Below are 16439 nucleotides of genomic sequence, written 5' to 3'. Positions count from 1 at the left end.
CGCCGTCCAATTCGCAGGCGCTTGCGAAGGGTTTCAAGTCAAGATGAAGTTGGCTGGAACCGGTTTCGGGGTTGCCGCGAGTTCCCCCATCATCTCCCGCAATGTCGACTCGATCATGTGGGACATGGCGTCGAGAGCGAGGTCGTTGGCCGCTTCGCCGAAGGGCTCTTCGATCTCTGCGGCGAGCGCTTCGAGCGCAAAGAAGGTGTAGGCGATGAAGGCCACGATCACCGGCGTCATGGGGCCGATCGAATCGATCAGGCCAAAGGGCAGTAGTACGCAATAGATGTAGATCGTGCGATGAATGATGACCGCGTAAGTGAACGGAATGGGTGTGCTGGCAATGCGTTCGCAGCCGCCGAGTGCTTCACTGAGGCGGCTGAGCGGCCATTCCATCGCCTGCTGCAACGCGGGCGCGAGTCGGCCGGCTTGCCGTTGGTCGCGCAGCCATTCGCCAGCCATCAGGAGCAGGACGGCGGGCTTGTACTGCACGGCCGAAAGTCGCTCGCATTCCGCAGGCGACAGCAGCCGTGCAAGGTCCGCCGTCGGATCGGTACTGCGCAACTGATGCCGCAACGCATGCACGAAGGCGATCAGCCGTTGCGTCAACGCCGACGCACGCTCGGGCTCATCGACCAGCGTGAGCGCCTGGCGCACCAGCGACCGCGTCTCGTTGAGCAGGGTGCCCCACAGCGTTCGCGCCTCCCAGTACCGCGCGTAGCTCGTGCTGTTCCTGAAGCCGAGAAAGATCGCCAGCGTCAGGCCTATGAGCGAGAAGGGCACGAAATTGAGCGGGATCTTCCACTGGAAAACGCGGCCGTGGAGCAGGGTGATGGCGATGGCGAACAGCGTCGTCGCCAGCAGTTGCGGTGCGATGTCGCGAAGCACCGACCCGCGCCACACGAAGAGCATGCGCAGCCAATGGGGTCGGGGTCGGACGATCATGTGTGCAGGGATGAAAAGCGCTCATTCTGACGGCACTGTGCAGCACATGCGGCTGATGCCGGCACCGATGCAATCAGTCCAGAATGCGCACTTCGATGCGGACCAGGTTGCGCACGTGGCGCATGACCGTCACGCTCAAACAGCACCAGCACGCCATCGCCGACTGCTGTGCTGCGAATCACCGGCCACGAGAACACGGCGCGGTAACCATCGGTCGCGGGTGGCGAAAGATGCCAGGCTGTGCCTCAGCAAGCGGAAGAGGGTCCAGGCGCGCATGTCAAGGAACTCCGGTAGAGACGAAGACGGGCAATGCGTCGGTTGACACGTCGGGCGACGCATCGGCAGAGCCCGCCTCGACGACCCGCCCGTTATCGATATGAATGACCGATTGCGCCAGCGCTTCGACGTCTTGCGGGTCGTGCGTGACCAGCAACGTCGGCACCCGCACGCGGTCGAGCATTTCGGCAAGCTCGCGGCGTAGGCGCACGCGCAGCGGCGCGTCGAGCGCCGACAGCGGCTCGTCGAGCAGCAGCAGTTGCGGCTCCGCCGCGAGTGCGCGGGCCAGCGCCACGCGCTGCCGCTGACCGCCGGACAAGTGCCGCGGCATCGCATCGCGCAATCGGACCAGATCGAACTGCTGCATCAGCGCATCGACGCGCGCCTGCTGCGCATCGTCGGGCCGCGTGCCGAGGCGATGCACGCCGAACATCAGGTTTTGCGCGACGGTCATGTGCGGGAAAAGCGCGTAGTCCTGGAACACCATGCCCACGCGGCGCGAGCGCGCTGGCAGATCAATGCCGCGTGCCGAGTCGAGTAGCGCATGCGAGCCGATACGCACATGGCCGCGCACCGAGGGCGTGAGGCCGGCGATTGCCATCAGCACGGTCGATTTTCCGGAGCCCGATGCACCCATCAACGCGGTGCGGTGAGCGGTCGAAGTGAAGCGTGAATGCAGCTCGAAGACGCGGTCGGCAGTCTGAAGCGTGAGCCGCAAATCGATGTCGAGCGCCGGAGCAATAGAAGGCAGTGACGCAGTCATCTCAATGCCGCGCCTGCAGCAAGCGGCTCGACACCACGAGCACCGTGATGCACACCACCGAGATCACGAGCGTGAGCCATAACGCGAGCTGGTCGTTGCCGGCTTGCACCGCTTCGTACACCGCGATCGACAGCGTTTGCGTCTTTCCGGGCAGGTTGCCGGCGATCATCAGCGTCGCGCCGAACTCGCCCATGGCGCGCGCGAAGGTGAGCATGAGCCCGGCCGCGATGCCACGCACCGCCAGCGGCAGCGCGACGCGCACGAAGACTTCGAACTCGCCGGCACCGAGTGTTCGTGCCGCGTTGGCGAAGCGGCCGTCCACCTCTTCGAAGGCTGCCCGCGCGCCCTTGTAGACCAGCGGAAACGACACGACCGATGCAGCGATGACCGCGCCCTGCCAGGTGAAGATGAGGTTGATGCCGAACCAGCGATCGAGGTACTGCCCGAAGACCCCATTTCGGCCGATCAGCACGATCAGGTAGTACCCGATGACCGTGGGCGGTAGCACCATCGGCAGCATCAAGATCGCGTCGATGATGTTGTCGCCGGCGAACCGGCGCCGCGACATCCACCAACCGAGTGCAATGCCCACCACGCCCGCAATGAGCGTGGCGATGAGGGCAACTTTGAGCGTCAGCCAGAGGGGAGTGAGCAAAGGGGCAGGCTCTCCGCACTCACGGCTTGGAGAAACCGAAGCGCTGCAAGATGGCTTGGCCCGGCGCGCTGCGCACGTAGGCGATGAATTCGACGGCCAGCGCGGGCTGCTTGCTGATCGCGATCTGCGCGATGGGGTAGCTCACCGGCGTGGTGGTCGGCACCGTCAGCGCGATGCGCGTCTTGTCGGGTTCGATCATGGCGTCGGTGCGGTAGACGAAGCCGGCATCGACCTCGCCGCGCGCCACGTAGTTGAGCACCTGCCGCACGCTCTCGCCGTAGATCCACTTGGGCTGCAGCTTGGCGGTGAGGCCGGCCTTTTCGATGGCCTCGGTGGTGTAGCGGCCGACGGGCACGGTGGCCGGCGTGCCGGTCGACACGCGTTGGTACGTCGCGCCGCTCAAGTCGCCGAGCTTCCTGGGCGTTTCCTTGGCGGTGGCGGGCACGATGAGCACCAGCGTGTTGGCTGCGAAGTCGACCCGCGTCGGCGCCGCCAGGAGGTTCGCGGTTGCGGCCTTGTTCATCGTTTCCTGGTCGGCCGACGCGAATACGTCGACCGGCGCGCCTTGCTGGATTTGCGCAAGCAACGGTCCCGATGCCGCGAAGTTGAATGTGACCTTGGCACCCGGCTTGCTCTGCTCGAAGGCCCGGCCGACGGCTTGGAACGCGTTGGTCAAACTGGCGGCGGCCGAGACCACGAGCTCTTGCGCCTGGGAGGCGGCGCTGCCTGCGAGCAGCACTGCGCACAAGGCCATGGTGCGCAGTGGGATGGTCAGGCGGCGGGTCGTCGTCTTCATCAAAGCAGCTCCTTCGGAACGCTATTCAGATATGGAATAACGATGATAACAATGCGACGCGTCGAGCAGGCTTTGTGGCGAGTCGGTCGGCGTTCAAGAAGGACTGCTTGGCGCCGGACAGTCGAGTTCATCTGGCGCTATGCAAAAGTGGAATAGCGAAAGTGTAGAACGCGCAAAGCGAGCCTGCTCGAATCGCGTTCAAAATGAAGAGACTCGAAAGAACCCGGAACCGGACCGACATTCATGACCGACACAACCGCCACCGCCACCGAATCCGCGCAGAAGCCACCGCTGCCCGACCACCTGTCCATCGATCCGCGCAGTCCGCACCACGTGGCCGCCGTCTTCGATCACGACATCGGCATCACGTTCAACGGAAAAGACAGGGTCGACGTCGAGGAATACTGCGTCAGCGAAGGCTGGATCAAGGTGCCCGCGGGCAAGGCGCTCGACCGCAAGGGCAAGCCGCTGTTGATCAAGCTGAAGGGCAAGGTCGAGGCGTTCTACCGCTAGCTTTCTATCGAGCAGCAACCCGCTTCGCAACCAGACCACGGCATTCTGGTTTCCGGCGATGAACGATGGCGCGCCGAGGTGGCGAGCCGATTAGCGATTCGGATTGTTTGGCGCGCGGTCGTAGCGATTCGGGATGCCGTCGCCATCGCGGTCGCGATCAGCCCGGTTCGGTACACCGTCGCGATCACGATCGCCATATGGGCGCGGCGGCGGTGGCGGGCGGCCCTGGTCGTACGGAACGGCGATACAGCCAGCGAGCATCGATGAGGCGGCGAAGATCAGCAAAAGCCTTTTCATGGGGACATCTCCTTGTTGAAAAGACCACCGTGCCCTGCACCAGCCTTTGGCGCTAACTGTCTGGCGCCTGACTTGCTGTAGGCCGGGCGGAGGGCATAGCGATTCGGTCACCCGCACAATCCTCGCATGAAGACCCCTCGTTTCACCGATGCCCTGGGCCACAGCCAGAGCGACAAACGCATCGATATCCTGCGCGGCATCGGGCGCAGCGGAAGCATTTCTCAAGCTGCTCGCGATGCGTCGGTGAGCTACAAGGCCGCGTGGCAGGCGATCGATACGCTGACCAACCTGGCGGGCGTGCCGCTGGTGGAGCGCGCGGTCGGCGGCGCGGGAGGTGGCGGTGCTTCGCTCACACCACAGGGCGTGCAATTGCTGGAACTGTCCGAGGCGCTCGACGTGGCGCGCACGGCTGTGCAACAGCGCTGGCGCGATTCATTGGGCGCTGGTGCCATCGCGGCGGGCGTCGATGCCGACCGTGTGGCGGAACTGGGGGTGACCCGGCTCGCGCTGCGCACCAGCATGCGCAACCAACTGCCCGCTATCGTCGCGGCCATCGACACGACAGGTCCGATCTCGCGCGTGGTTTTGCAGTTGGGCAATGATGCAGCGGTGACGGCGCGCATCACCCGTGAGAGCACCGAACTGCTTGGTCTGGTCGTCGGTATACGGGTGGTCGCGCTGTGCAAGGCGACCGCAGTCCGCGTTTGCCGCGCCGATGACGCGGTGCCCGCGGCGCATCCATCGAATCGCATCGACGGCAGAGTGACCTCGATGGAGCGGGGTGAGTCGGGCGATGAAGTCTCGCTCGTCTTCAGCGGCGGCGTGCAATTGGTCGGCTTCGCGGGAACGGGCAGCGGTTTGCGTGTGCGCGGTCGCGTCACCGCCGAAATCGATGAGGCGTCGTTGGTCGTCGCGCTGGCGGCTTGAAGTCGGGCACCTGGACTCTATCTGCCGGGTGCACTGACCGCGGTAGACGTTGCGGAGGCACCGCGGAACGCCGCAAAATCTTTGACAGCGAGTTCGATTGGACGTGACGGGTCGATGCGGTATTGGACCAATGCTTCGGCTGCGAGCAGGTCTCGGTGACGACCGCACAAATCGATCCAGCTTTCTCCGCCCAGCCGGTTGCCAAAAACGTGCGAGAGCGTCTGCTCCGAAATGTCGGCGAGGATTCTTCCGCCATCGTTGCCATCGGGATAAAACGCAAACCGGATCGAGCCGAGATCGAAACGGTGAATGCCTTCGAATGTCATTTTGGATGTCTCTTCTTTATGTGATTGCGCGAAACGGCGCAAGCGCCCAAGAGCGGCCTGGGCGAGCCCGCAGAGTATTGGGCATCGCTCGACGTGTGTATGTGCGTTGGCGTACACCATTGCTCGTCGACGGCTCCATGACAACCGGCGCAACGCGTGGGACCTTTCGCCTTGCGAACAGCGCGGTTGCTATTGAGGTCCCAAAGGCGCTGAATGATGTGCAGGGTCGCAATCAACCGAAGGTCAACAGGCCGACGGCGCGACTTCGTTCAACATCTGGAAGGAATGATTTTGGCTATTGTTAAAGACGTATGCATCGAACAATTGCAGGTGGGGGACCTGGTGTACACCGGGTCGACTCGACACCTTGCCGAAGAATGGCAGACGGTCCGTTCGGTCAAGAGTCCGAGTGATTCGTCGACGACGTATGGGGTGGGCTTCGGGGGTCTGACGATAGAGCGGCAGTCTGGCACCAAGATGCGTGTGCAGATCGGCGAGGATCTCTGACATCGCTGAATCGCCGGTCCCGGTCCATTCATGACTCCCCTCGGTGCATGCATGGCGAACTCCGATGGCTATTGAAGCGTGTAGCGAGGCAGGCTGATCGTGAATATGCAACCTGAGCCCGGCACGTCCCGGACCGTCAACGTCCCATGATCCGCTTCGATGCTCTGACGGGCGATGGACAGCCCGAGTCCCAAACCGGCCCGGCTGTCTTCGTTCGGCTTGAACGGAACGAACATCCTGGCGGTGCCGCCAGGCGGTAGTCCACCGCAATGGTCCTCGACATCGATCAGGACATGCTCCCCGAAAGCGTAGGCGGTCAGCGTCACTGCGGAGTTTTGGTGCGTGAACTTGAAGGCGTTCTGCAGCAGGTTGGCCAGCGCCGCATGCAAGAGCTCGCGGTTCGCGAGGACCGCCAGTAACGGGTCGACGGTAGCCACATCGAAGATCGAAGATTTCAGATTGACATCGAGCCGGGCCGCCAGCCCGACATCGGCGATGAACGATGCAACCGAAAACGCCTGGCGCTGGTCCAACCCTTCGGCCCTGACTTCGGCCGTGGCACGGCTGATCAACAGGCCGAGGGTAGATAGGCTGCGCTTCAGGACCGCGCCAGTTGCGCCACCGATTCCCAGATTGCCCAGTTCGAGCGCCCGCACGGCGAGGGTGGCCGTGCCGAGCGAATTGCGCAGCTCGTGCACCAGAAAGCCCAACCTTTGCTTTTCGGCTGCGGTCTGGTGCGTCGATATCTGCGCATCGCGCTGAAAACTGAATTCGGTCACGGCGTCGGCGATGGCGTTGTCCAGGCAGCGATTCAGAGTACGGAATTCGGCCACGGCAAACGGTGCGTCTTGCTCGAATGCCAAGTCGGTGATCGCCTGACACAGGTCGCCGTAGTCATGAACGACCTGATCCACGGTGTAGCCAAGTCCCAGCAGTTCCTTGCCGTGCGCGGTGGCAGTCACACCGATTTCCGACAGGGCCAGCGAATCGCCGCCAGAAGGTCCGGAGATGGCGATGCTCAGCGCGGGTTCATCGTCTTCTTCCGCAGCGAGCGTTCGGGTAAGTTGGTCCAGGAACATCGGCACACCGTGGGCCAGTTGCCGTTCGCTGGCGGCCCGCAGAGGGCGTTGCGCCACCTTGTCCTTGCACCTCGCGATCAGTTCGTCGCGGTTACTCGAAAGAAATCGGTGCAATAGGACCTCCATGTCACTGGGCACAAAGCATTGGGGATACCGGCAGCTCGTGCTTCGAAGGCGCTCTGCCCACTATAGGAGCTGGGATGCGCGATCAGTGTTCGGTGCCGCACATAAGGTCAGTCTGTTCGATCCCGCGGTCCGCGCCCGGCGATCTTCCCGTGCCACAGCTTCCGGTACACCGTCGCCCGGCTGATTCCTAGCGCGCGCGCCGCCTCGGCGACATTGCCGCGCGCATCGGTCACGGCTTTGCGGATGAGCGCGGTCTCGACATCGCGCAGACGTGGCCGATCGACGCCCGCAGCGGACACACCAGCACTGACACCGACTGCCTCTGGCCGGTCGCGCCCATCGTGACCACCACGCCGTGGCCGCACCCGCATGCGCAGGCCTGACCACAACGGCACCTCGACCGCATCGCCGCGCCGCGCCGCGTCGAACAACATGTCCAACGGCAGCGCGAACAGGTCGTTGCAGTGCAGCGTCGCGAGCTGTCGCAGCAGCGGCTGATGCAGCATCTGCCGCGCGGCCGCATTGGCGCCGGTGACTCTGCCTTCGGCATCGATGCACAGCAGGCCGTCACTCGATTCGCTTTCCGCCGAGCCGGGCCACGCCAGATGCAACAGCAGTTCGCAAGGGTGGCGCTGCACCAGCGCGTTCTCGATGCCGCGCGCCGACTGCGAAGCCAGGTGCCGCAGTTCTGGCCGCTCGGCCACCTGCACGCCGGTGAGGTCGAGCATGCCGATGCAGTCCCCCTCCGGCCCGAAGAGCGGCGCGCCAGCGCAGCTATAGACACTGGTGGCGTCGAAGAAATGTTCGCCGCCGTGCAGCCAGACCGACTCGTGCTCGGCCAGCGCCGCGCCGATGGCAGTGGTGCCGACCGCGCGCTCCGACAGGTCGATGCCGATGCGTGCGATGTCCCGGGCGTGCCGGTCGGCTGCATCGGTGCCGCTGGGCAGGCTGCCGACGTCGACGACGATGCCGTCGGCGTCGGTCAGGATCGCGAAATAGCGGGTGTCGGCGATGGCACGAGAAAGGCGTTCGATGACGGGTCGCGCCGCGGATACCAGGGCGTGATGCTGTTCGGCGACGCGCTTTGCCACAGCCTTCGAAACAGCATCGAAAGTGACGAGGTCTTGCGACCGCTGGCCAGCGTCGATGCAACGCTGCCATGACCGCGTGATCCATGGTTCGATGCGCGGGGCGCCGGCCGGCAGATCACGAGAAACCGCCTCGCCGTCGATCCAGCGTCGACGCGCCTCGGCGATGACGACAGAACGCGACGCATCAAACGGCGTGGGGGGAGTGGGACTGAAGGGGCGGACGGAAGCGGGCATCTGTTTCATTTTGAGAATTTCGCGGCCGTGGCGCAAGCGCCTAGGGTTTTGCCTAGGCTGAGGGCATGGTCACGCAGACAAGATGCCATTCGCCATAGCGGCCTTCACCACGGCCATCGCCCAAGCAGGCATCGCCTCAGCCATCACCTTCCACGGAGACAGCCAACATGCAGGTTCCCTTCACCGTCAACGGCCGCGCGGTCACGGTCGACGCACCCCCCAATACGTTTCTGGTGTTCGCGATTCGTGAGCATCTCCACCTTACCGGCACCCATGTCGGCTGCGACACCGCGCAGTGCGGCGCCTGCACCGTGCTGGTCAACGGTCGGGCGGTCAAGTCGTGCAACGTGCTGGTGGCTCAAGTCGCCGGCGCCGACATCACCACGATTGAAGGTATTGCCGAAGCCGACGGCACCATGCACCCGATGCAGGCGGCCTTCAAGGAGTGTCACGGCCTGCAGTGCGGTTTTTGCACACCCGGCATGGTCATGAGCGCCATCGACCTGTGCACCTACCACCCGAAGTCGAGCGAGACAGAAATCCGCTCGCTGCTCGACGGCAACATGTGCCGCTGTACCGGTTACCAGAACATCGTGAAGGCCGTGCAGATGGGCGGCGAAGCGATGCTCGCCGGTCCGGTCAAAGCCACTGCCACGGCATAAGGGGATCACCATGGGCGCACCCGACTTTGCCAACCTGCCGCACATCGGCGAATCGCTTCGCCGGAAAGAGGACTACCGTTTTCTGACCGGTGCCGGTAACTACACCGACGACATCAACCTGGCGAACCAGACGCACTGCATCTTCGTGCGCTCGCCGCACGCACACGCGACCATCAAGTCGATCGACATTGCCGAGGCCATGAAGATGCCCGGCGTGGTCGGCATCTTCAGCGGCAAGGACATCGAGGGAAAAATGGGCGGGCTGCCCTGCGGCTGGCTCATCAACAACCCCGACGGCACGCCGATGAAGGAGCCGATGCACCCGATCCTGGCGATCAAGAAGGTGCGCTATGTCGGCGATCACGTCGCCATGGTGGTGGCTGAAACGGTCGAGCAGGCGAAGAACGCGGCCGAAGCGGTGGTGGTCGACTACGACGTGCACCAAGCGCTCGTGAGCGTCGCCGATGCAGCCAAGAAGGCAAGCGGTGTCGTCATCCATGACGAAGCACCCGACAACCAGTGCTACAAGTGGACCATCGGGGACAAGGCGGCAGTCGATGCGGCGTTTGTCAATGCAGCGCATGTGACCAAACTCGATCTGGTCAACAACCGGCTTATCCCGAACCCGATGGAAGCACGCGTGGCCATCGGCAGCTACAGCCGGGCCACCGAGGACTACGTGCTCTACGTGTCGAATCAGAATCCACACGTCGAGCGGCTGTTGATGACGGCCTTCGTGCTCGGCCTGCCGGAGCACAAGGTGCGCGTCATCGCACCCGATGTCGGCGGTGGCTTCGGCTCCAAGATCTATTTGTACGCCGAAGACGTGTGCCTGACCTGGGCGGCCAAGCAACTGAACCGCAGCATCAAGTGGACGGGCGACCGGTCGGAGTGCTTCCTGTCGGACGCGCATGGCCGTGACCACGTGAGCCATGCGGAAATGGCAATGGACAAGGACGGCAAGTTCCTGGCGATGCGGGTGCACACCGACTGCAACCTCGGTGCCTATCTTTCGACGTTCTCGACCGCCGTGCCGACCATCCTCTACGCGACACTGTTGGCGGGGCAATACACCACGCCGCAGATCTACGTCGAGGTGGACTCCTGGTTTACCAACACCGCACCGGTCGATGCCTACCGCGGCGCGGGTCGGCCCGAGGCGACGTATCTGGTCGAGCGTCTGGTGACGCGCTGCGCCTGGGAAATGAAGCTGAGCCAAAGCGACATCCGGGCGCGCAACTTCATCACTGCCTTTCCGTACCAGACGCCGGTCGCGTTGCAGTACGACACTGGCGACTTCCATACCCTGCTGAACCAAGCCAACGAGCTGGCCGACGTCGCCGGCTTTGCTGCGCGACGCACCGCCAGTGAAGCGCAGGGCAAGCTGCGCGGTATGGGCTACTCGAGCTACATCGAAGCCTGCGGTATCGCACCCTCGAACATCGCCGGCGCCCTCGGCGCGCGCGCGGGCCTGTTCGAATGCGGCGAGATCCGGGTGCATCCGACAGGCAGCGTCACGGTGTTCACCGGCTCGCACAGCCATGGGCAGGGTCACGAAACGACCTTCGCCCAGGTCGTGGCGGCACGCCTGGGTATCCCGGTCGAAAATGTCGACGTGGTGCACGGCGATACCGGCCGCGTACCGTTCGGCATGGGAACTTATGGCTCGCGTTCGATCTCGGTCGGCGGCGCAGCCATCATGAAGGCGCTCGACAAGATCGAGACCAAGGCCAAGAAGATCGCTGCGCATTTGATGGAGGCCAGTGACGCCGACATCGAGTTCGCCAACGGCGAGTTCACCGTCAAGGGCACCGACAAGAAGATCCCTTTTGGGCAGGTGGCGTTGACGGCCTACGTGCCGCACAACTACCCGCTCGACAAGCTGGAGCCCGGGCTGGACGAAACCGCGTTTTACGATCCGACCAATTTCACTTTTCCGGCCGGTACCTACATCTGCGAAGTCGAAATCGACAAGCAGACCGGCGAGGTCAAGGTCGATCGCTTTACCGCGGTGGACGACTTCGGCACCATCATCAATCCGATGATCGTCGAGGGTCAGGTGCATGGTGGACTGGTGCAGGGCATCGGCCAGGCGCTGATGGAAAACTGCGTGTACGACAACGAGACCGGCCAGCTGCTCACCGGCAGTTTCATGGACTACGCGATGCCACGCGCCGAAGACTTTCCGCAGTTCACGCTGGCGACCCACTCCACGCCGTGCACGCACAACCCGCTGGGCACCAAGGGCTGCGGCGAAGCCGGTGCCATCGGTTCGCCGCCGGCCGTCATCAATGCCGTGCTGGATGCGCTGGCGCCGCTCGGCGTGATCGACTTCGACATGCCCGCATCGCCGCATCGCGTGTGGGAAGCCATGCAAAAGGGCGGCACCACGCCTACGCAACAACCGCAAACACCGTCGCTGGCTGGCAGCACCCAGGGCCGTCCGGTCGTCTGACCGCGGTCGTCATTCAAGGAAGAACACCATGTATCCATTCACCCTCGAAAAGCCGACCACCTTGGCGGATGCCGCCAGGCTCGCCAGTGCAGGCGCCAAGCCGTTGGCCGGCGGACAAACCTTGCTGGCGTCCATGAAGCTGCGGCTTTCGGCGCCCGAACAGCTGGCCGATCTGAGCGGTATCAAAGAGCTGACCGGTATCAAGAAAGACGGCGCCACCCTCACCATCGGTGCGATGTCGCGGCACCTCGATGTCGCCAATAACGCCGACGTCAAGGCGGCTTACCCGGCGCTTGCCGATCTGGCGTCGCGCATCGGCGACCGGCAGGTGCGTGCCATGGGCACTATCGGCGGATCGGTCGCCAACAACGATCCGGCGGCGTGCTACCCCAGCGTCGTCCTGGCCTCGGGCGCGACCATCGTCACCGACAAGCGCGAAATCGCCGCCGATGATTTCTTTCTGGGCATGTTCACTACGGCGCTCGAAGAAGGCGAACTCATCACCGCCTTCAAATTCCCGGTGCCCAAGCGCGCCTGCTACGAAAAGCTGCGGCAAAAGGCTTCGCACTTTCCGCTGGTCGGCGTCTTCGTCGCGCAGTACGACGGCGGTGTGAGGGTGGCGATCACCGGCGCAGCCAATGGTGTGTTCCGGCACAAAGGCCTGGAAGACGCGCTCAACAAGAGCTTCACGGCCGAAGCCGCAGCCGGCGTGAAGATCGACTCGACCGATCTCAACAGCGACCTGCACGCCACCGCGCCGTACCGTGCCAACCTGATCAGTGTGCTGACGCAGCGAGCCGTGACCAAGGCGCTCGGCTAAGCGCTTCGGGATGACGTTTCCCACCATCGACGCGGTCGTCGAAGGCCTGCGTCTCGCGGGCTACTACGCCGACCGCCGCCTTGCGACTGCTGTATTCCTCGCGCTCAAATTACAGCGGCCCTTGCTGCTCGAAGGCGAGCCCGGCGTCGGCAAGACCGAACTTGCCAAGGCGCTGTCCAAGGCGCTGCAGCGCCAGTTACTGCGCCTGCAATGCTATGACGGGCTCGAGCAGCGCGAGGCGCTCTACGAATGGAACTACGCCGCGCAGCTGCTGCACATGCGCGCGGCTGAGGCCAGCGGTGCAGCGCGCGACGTCGAGGCCGAGGTGTACCAGCCTCACTACCTCATCCGCCGTCCGCTGCTGCAGGCACTGCAAACGCCCGCGCCCGGCGCGGTGCTGCTGATCGACGAGGTCGACCGCGCGGACGAACCGTTCGAAGCCTTCCTGCTCGAGTACCTCGGCGAATACCAGGTCAGCATTCCGGAGCTGGGCACCATCCGGGCCGTAGTGCCGCCCATCACCCTGCTCACCAGCAATCGGACGCGCGAGCTCAATGACGCGGTCAAGCGGCGCTGCCTCTATCACTGGCTCGACTATCCCGATCGCGACCGTGAACTGGCGATCGTGCGCAGTCAGGTTCCCGAGGCGGGCCAAGCGCTGTCGGCGCAGGTCGCAGCCTTCATGGGAAAACTGCGCAGCGCACCGTTCGTCAATGCTTTCCAGCGGGCGCCTGGCATCGCCGAAAGCGTGGAGTGGGCACGGGCGCTGATCGCCCTCGACACAATCGAACTCGACCCGGAAGTGGTGATCGACACCGCCGGGATCCTGTTCAAGCAACGCGATGACGTGGCGGCCCTCACGCACACCCTGGCAACCGAACTGCTGCTCCCGGAAAAAGAGCCGACGTCATGATTCCGGGCGGTCGTGCGGGTACGGCGGGCACTGCAGGCACGGAGAGCACGAGCCGCCGGATTCCGCAGCTCGGCGATGCGCGCAGCGGCAAGCTCGCCGGCAACATCGTCGCGTTTGGGCGAGCCTTGCGGCGCGCTGGCGTGCGAACCGACGCCATGCGCATCGGCCTGGCGACTGAAGCGGTCGGGCTGGTCGGCGTCGACGAGCGGGCCGATGTGTGTGCTGCCATGGAAGCTGTCATGGTCAGTCGCGAGCAAGACCGCATGGTGTTTCGCGAGCTGTTCGATGCCTGGTTTCGCGATCCTGAGCTGGCCAACAAGCTGCTGGCGCAGATGTTGCCGAGCGCCGAGGGCAAAGCCGAACCTTCGAAGCGGCGTCCTCGCGTTCGCGAGGCGCTGACGGCGCCGCGCGAACCCAGCAAGGCCGCGCAAACCGAACGCGAAGTCGACTTCGACGCGGCCATGACCGCCAGCGACCGCGACCTGCTCAAGCACGCCGACTTCAATGCGCTCGGCGCTTCCGAATACCGACTGGTCGAGCGGCTTGCGCGCGACATCTCTCTTCCTGTGCCTACGGTACGTTCGCGGCGGCTGCGCGTGGCAAGCGGTGCTGCCCAGCACGCACGCATGCACTGGCCCGGCGTGCTTCAGGAGGCTGCGCGCACAGGCGGCGAAATGCTGCGGCTTCCGCGCATGGCACGCCGCGAACAGCCGCTGCCGTTGCTCGTGCTGGTCGACGTGTCAGGGTCGATGGAGCGCTATGCGCGTCTGTTGCTCGCCTTTTTGCATGCGTCGACCCGGCGGGCCGGCCGGCGCGACGTCTTCGCTTTCGGCACGCACCTGACCGATCTCACGCCGGCCTTTCGACTGGCCGACACCGACGAGATGCTGGGCGCTGCGAGCCTGGCGATCGACGACTTCGCGGGCGGCACGCGGCTCGGCGATTCCCTCGCCACCCTGCGCCGGCTGCATGCGCGCCGGCTGACCGGCCGCCGCACGCTGGTGCTGGTCATCAGCGACGGGCTCGACACCGGCGAACCTCATGTGCTCGAAGACGAATTGCTCTGGCTCAGGCGACACTCACGGCGCCTCCTGTGGCTCAACCCGTTGCTGCGCTTCGACGGGTACGCTCCGCTGGCGCGCGGGGCCACGGTGCTGCACCGCCATGCGGATGCGATGCTGGCAGTCCACAATCTCGGCGCACTGGAGGAACTGGCCGCCAGTCTCGCCAAACTGATGCGTTCGGGCCGTTAGCGCCCGACTGCGAACAACGAAAGGGAATCACATGGAAATGCTCGGCAACCGACACCTCGGCATCACGCAGCAACAGGCCTGGGAAGCGCTCAACGACCCGGAGACGCTGAAGAAGTGCATCCCCGGCTGCGACAAGTTCGAGCTGACCGGCGACAACACCTACAGCGTGGCATTGGCCCTCAAGATTGGCCCGGTTTCGGCCAAGTTTCAGGGCAAGGTCATGCTGTCGGACATCGTTGCACCGGACGGCTACAAGCTGACCTTCGAGGGGCAGGGCGGCGTGGCCGGCTTTGCCAAGGGCGCGTCGAGTGTCACGCTTCGGCCCTTGCCCAGCACCGATGGGGCAGACACCGAGGGTGCCGGGGTCGTCGAAGCGCAGCCCGGCTGTGAACTGGCGTACACCGTACAAGCCACGGTCGGCGGCAAGATCGCGCAGCTCGGTCAGCGCCTCATCGACGGCGCGGCCAAATCCACGGCCGACGATTTCTTCAAGCGTTTCGAAGCCGAGATGCAGAGCCGCTACGGGCCGCCGCCCGCCGCACAGACCGAAGACGGCGGCACCGCCCCGTCCGCCGAAAAGACGGGCGCAATGGCCGGTTTCATGAAGAAGATCGGGCTCGGAAAGAAGGCCGACAAGGACGCCGCGGCTGCTGCCGACGATGCTCCGAAGGTTGCCCAGGAAGGCGCGCCCGACAGCGCGCCCTGATCACGCGTCCACACGGGTCCAGCATGGAAAACCTCGACGTCATGGTGCTGCGCACGCTGCTCGACTGGCGCCGCGCCGGCAAACGCGCGCTGCTCACGACCGTCGTGCGCACCTGGGGCTCGTCGCCCCGGCCGGTCGGCTCGATCATGGCGCTGGCCGACGACGGTGCGGTGGTCGGATCGGTCTCGGGCGGCTGCATCGAAGACGACCTGATCGCGCGCTACAGCCGATCGCATGGCGCGGCCCAAGAGATCCCCAGCGGCGCGCCCTCGCTCGTCAAATACGGCATCACGGCCGATGAGGCGCATCGCTTCGGCTTGCCGTGCGGCGGCACGCTCGAGCTGCTGCTCGAGTACGACCCCGATGTCGCATCGCTGGAAACGCTCGTCGCTGCGCTCGAATCGGGCAAGCTGATGCAGCGCACCGTTTCGCTGGCAGACGGCGCTGTGCGGCTGGCCGAAGCCACGTCGCCCGACGCACTCATGGTCGACGACAAGGTACTGGTCAATACGTTCGGCCCCGAGTACCGAATGCTGTTGATCGGCGCCGGCCAGCTCGCCGAATACCTAGCGACCATGGCCAAGTTCAGCGGCTTCGCGGTCACGCTGTGCGACCCGCGGATCGAGTACCGGTCGTCGTGGTCGGTGCCAGGCGTCGCCATCACGACCGAGATGCCCGACGACGCGGTGACTGCCTTCAAGCCCGACCGTCGCAGCTGTGTGGTCGCGCTCACGCACGACCCCAAGCTCGATGATCTGGCGTTGCTCGAAGCACTGGAAAGCGATGCTTTCTACGTCGGGGCCATCGGCTCGCGCCGCAACGCCGAGGCGCGGCGCAGCCGCATGATCGAGCACTTCGAGCAGACGGCCGAATCGCTGGCGCGCCTGCGCGGCCCGATCGGCATCTACATCGGCAGCAAGACGCCGCCGGAGATTGCGGTAAGCGTCATGGGCGAAATCCTCGCGGTCAAGAACGCGGTCACTCTGCCGCGTGAGACCGACGTGGCGCTGGCGAAGGCGCTGCACGGCGATTGAGCGCGGCGACTGAACGCTGCCGGTGCGGAAGGCGCGCAGTGCGTGAGCCGGCAGCCGGTTC

The 16439-nt window shown here is 64.7% G+C and carries 17 protein-coding genes; 9 read left to right on the top strand and 8 right to left on the bottom strand.

The window, feature by feature from the left end; genetic code table 11:
* Positions 1 to 33: 33 nt before the first annotated feature.
* The 4 genes from QN413_RS15215 to modA all read right to left on the bottom strand — a co-directional run bounded on the left by QN413_RS15215 (position 34) and on the right by modA (position 3435).
* Entirely contained in the window at positions 34 to 945 is a 912-nt protein-coding gene (locus tag QN413_RS15215) for a bestrophin family protein (protein ID WP_323497414.1), read from the bottom strand.
* 277 nt (positions 946 to 1222) lie between these two features.
* Positions 1223 to 1984 (bottom strand): ATP-binding cassette domain-containing protein, encoded by a 762-nt coding sequence (locus QN413_RS15210; RefSeq protein WP_323497413.1) that lies wholly within the window; start codon positions 1982 to 1984, stop codon positions 1223 to 1225.
* Position 1985: 1 nt separating this feature from the next.
* Positions 1986 to 2639, bottom strand: coding sequence for a molybdate ABC transporter permease subunit (modB, locus tag QN413_RS15205; RefSeq protein WP_323497412.1), 654 nt, complete (start codon positions 2637 to 2639; stop codon positions 1986 to 1988).
* Between the two features lie 19 nt (positions 2640 to 2658).
* Positions 2659 to 3435 (bottom strand): molybdate ABC transporter substrate-binding protein, encoded by a 777-nt coding sequence (gene modA / locus QN413_RS15200; RefSeq protein WP_323497411.1) that lies wholly within the window; start codon positions 3433 to 3435, stop codon positions 2659 to 2661.
* Positions 3436 to 3678: 243 nt separating this feature from the next.
* Here modA and QN413_RS15195 point away from each other — a divergent pair, with 243 nt between their 5' ends.
* Positions 3679 to 3948: a DUF3297 family protein gene (locus tag QN413_RS15195; protein WP_323497410.1), complete on the top strand. Its 270-nt coding sequence runs from the start codon at positions 3679 to 3681 to the stop codon at positions 3946 to 3948.
* A 90-nt stretch (positions 3949 to 4038) separates the two neighbouring features.
* Here the strand turns inward: QN413_RS15195 and QN413_RS15190 are convergent, their stop codons facing one another.
* Positions 4039 to 4245, bottom strand: a complete 207-nt coding sequence (locus QN413_RS15190) for a thrombospondin type 3 repeat-containing protein (RefSeq protein ID WP_323497409.1) — start codon at positions 4243 to 4245, stop codon at positions 4039 to 4041.
* Between the two features lie 126 nt (positions 4246 to 4371).
* Between QN413_RS15190 and QN413_RS15185 the strand changes: the two genes are divergently transcribed.
* A complete protein-coding gene (locus QN413_RS15185; protein ID WP_323497408.1) occupies positions 4372 to 5172 on the top strand; it encodes a TOBE domain-containing protein in 801 nt (266 codons plus the stop codon).
* A gap of 17 nt (positions 5173 to 5189) precedes the next feature.
* Here the strand turns inward: QN413_RS15185 and QN413_RS15180 are convergent, their stop codons facing one another.
* The 3 genes from QN413_RS15180 to QN413_RS15170 all read right to left on the bottom strand — a co-directional run bounded on the left by QN413_RS15180 (position 5190) and on the right by QN413_RS15170 (position 8535).
* Positions 5190 to 5498: a hypothetical protein gene (locus QN413_RS15180; protein ID WP_323497407.1), complete on the bottom strand. Its 309-nt coding sequence runs from the start codon at positions 5496 to 5498 to the stop codon at positions 5190 to 5192.
* A gap of 575 nt (positions 5499 to 6073) precedes the next feature.
* Positions 6074 to 7210 (bottom strand): sensor histidine kinase, encoded by a 1137-nt coding sequence (locus tag QN413_RS15175; RefSeq protein ID WP_416352189.1) that lies wholly within the window; start codon positions 7208 to 7210, stop codon positions 6074 to 6076.
* A 107-nt stretch (positions 7211 to 7317) separates the two neighbouring features.
* Complete coding sequence (locus tag QN413_RS15170) at positions 7318 to 8535, bottom strand: helix-turn-helix domain-containing protein (RefSeq protein WP_416352191.1); 1218 nt, start codon at positions 8533 to 8535, stop codon at positions 7318 to 7320.
* Positions 8536 to 8702: 167 nt separating this feature from the next.
* On the opposite strand from QN413_RS15170, the gene QN413_RS15165 reads away from it, so the two are divergent.
* The 7 genes from QN413_RS15165 to QN413_RS15135 are packed head-to-tail and all read left to right on the top strand — an operon-like array spanning position 8703 to position 16378.
* Positions 8703 to 9197, top strand: coding sequence for a (2Fe-2S)-binding protein (locus QN413_RS15165; protein ID WP_187051045.1), 495 nt, complete (start codon positions 8703 to 8705; stop codon positions 9195 to 9197).
* 10 nt (positions 9198 to 9207) lie between these two features.
* Positions 9208 to 11652, top strand: a complete 2445-nt coding sequence (locus QN413_RS15160) for a xanthine dehydrogenase family protein molybdopterin-binding subunit (RefSeq protein WP_323497404.1) — start codon at positions 9208 to 9210, stop codon at positions 11650 to 11652.
* Between the two features lie 28 nt (positions 11653 to 11680).
* On the top strand, positions 11681 to 12472 hold the full coding sequence (locus QN413_RS15155) for a xanthine dehydrogenase family protein subunit M (protein WP_323497403.1): 792 nt from the start codon (positions 11681 to 11683) through the stop codon (positions 12470 to 12472).
* 10 nt (positions 12473 to 12482) lie between these two features.
* Positions 12483 to 13385 (top strand): MoxR family ATPase, encoded by a 903-nt coding sequence (locus QN413_RS15150; protein ID WP_323497402.1) that lies wholly within the window; start codon positions 12483 to 12485, stop codon positions 13383 to 13385.
* Entirely contained in the window at positions 13382 to 14638 is a 1257-nt protein-coding gene (locus QN413_RS15145; protein WP_323497401.1) for a vWA domain-containing protein, read from the top strand. The genes QN413_RS15150 and QN413_RS15145 overlap by 4 nt, the downstream gene beginning before the upstream one ends.
* A gap of 31 nt (positions 14639 to 14669) precedes the next feature.
* The gene (locus QN413_RS15140) at positions 14670 to 15344 is read left to right on the top strand and encodes a carbon monoxide dehydrogenase subunit G (protein WP_323497400.1); all 675 of its coding nucleotides are present in this window, start codon (positions 14670 to 14672) and stop codon (positions 15342 to 15344) included.
* Between the two features lie 23 nt (positions 15345 to 15367).
* The gene (locus QN413_RS15135) at positions 15368 to 16378 is read left to right on the top strand and encodes an XdhC family protein (protein ID WP_323497399.1); all 1011 of its coding nucleotides are present in this window, start codon (positions 15368 to 15370) and stop codon (positions 16376 to 16378) included.
* Positions 16379 to 16439: the final 61 nt, after the last annotated feature.

Origin of the sequence: Variovorax sp. LG9.2 (assembly GCF_035018885.1) — a bacterium.
In the GTDB taxonomy this organism is placed as follows: domain Bacteria; phylum Pseudomonadota; class Gammaproteobacteria; order Burkholderiales; family Burkholderiaceae_C; genus Variovorax.
The sequence above is the reverse complement of the archived record's forward strand: the minus strand, read 5'-3'. Positions and strand labels throughout refer to the sequence as shown.

Bases quoted from the DNA above. Each gene is read 5' to 3' on its own strand.
- QN413_RS15180 (WP_323497407.1), bottom strand. From the start codon at position 5,498: ATGACATTCGAAGGCATTCACCGTTTCGATCTCGGCTCGATCCGGTTT.
- QN413_RS15160 (WP_323497404.1), top strand. From the start codon at position 9,208: ATGGGCGCACCCGACTTTGCCAACCTGCCGCACATCGGCGAATCGCTT.
- QN413_RS15150 (WP_323497402.1), top strand. From the start codon at position 12,483: ATGACGTTTCCCACCATCGACGCGGTCGTCGAAGGCCTGCGTCTCGCG.
- QN413_RS15140 (WP_323497400.1), top strand. From the start codon at position 14,670: ATGGAAATGCTCGGCAACCGACACCTCGGCATCACGCAGCAACAGGCC.
- QN413_RS15145 (WP_323497401.1), top strand. From the start codon at position 13,382: ATGATTCCGGGCGGTCGTGCGGGTACGGCGGGCACTGCAGGCACGGAG.
- QN413_RS15215 (WP_323497414.1), bottom strand. From the start codon at position 945: ATGATCGTCCGACCCCGACCCCATTGGCTGCGCATGCTCTTCGTGTGG.
- QN413_RS15155 (WP_323497403.1), top strand. From the start codon at position 11,681: ATGTATCCATTCACCCTCGAAAAGCCGACCACCTTGGCGGATGCCGCC.
- QN413_RS15185 (WP_323497408.1), top strand. From the start codon at position 4,372: ATGAAGACCCCTCGTTTCACCGATGCCCTGGGCCACAGCCAGAGCGAC.
- QN413_RS15195 (WP_323497410.1), top strand. From the start codon at position 3,679: ATGACCGACACAACCGCCACCGCCACCGAATCCGCGCAGAAGCCACCG.
- QN413_RS15190 (WP_323497409.1), bottom strand. From the start codon at position 4,245: ATGAAAAGGCTTTTGCTGATCTTCGCCGCCTCATCGATGCTCGCTGGC.
- QN413_RS15175 (WP_416352189.1), bottom strand. From the start codon at position 7,210: ATGGAGGTCCTATTGCACCGATTTCTTTCGAGTAACCGCGACGAACTG.
- QN413_RS15210 (WP_323497413.1), bottom strand. From the start codon at position 1,984: ATGACTGCGTCACTGCCTTCTATTGCTCCGGCGCTCGACATCGATTTG.
- QN413_RS15165 (WP_187051045.1), top strand. From the start codon at position 8,703: ATGCAGGTTCCCTTCACCGTCAACGGCCGCGCGGTCACGGTCGACGCA.
- QN413_RS15135 (WP_323497399.1), top strand. From the start codon at position 15,368: ATGGAAAACCTCGACGTCATGGTGCTGCGCACGCTGCTCGACTGGCGC.
- QN413_RS15170 (WP_416352191.1), bottom strand. From the start codon at position 8,535: ATGCCCGCTTCCGTCCGCCCCTTCAGTCCCACTCCCCCCACGCCGTTT.
- modA (WP_323497411.1), bottom strand. From the start codon at position 3,435: ATGAAGACGACGACCCGCCGCCTGACCATCCCACTGCGCACCATGGCC.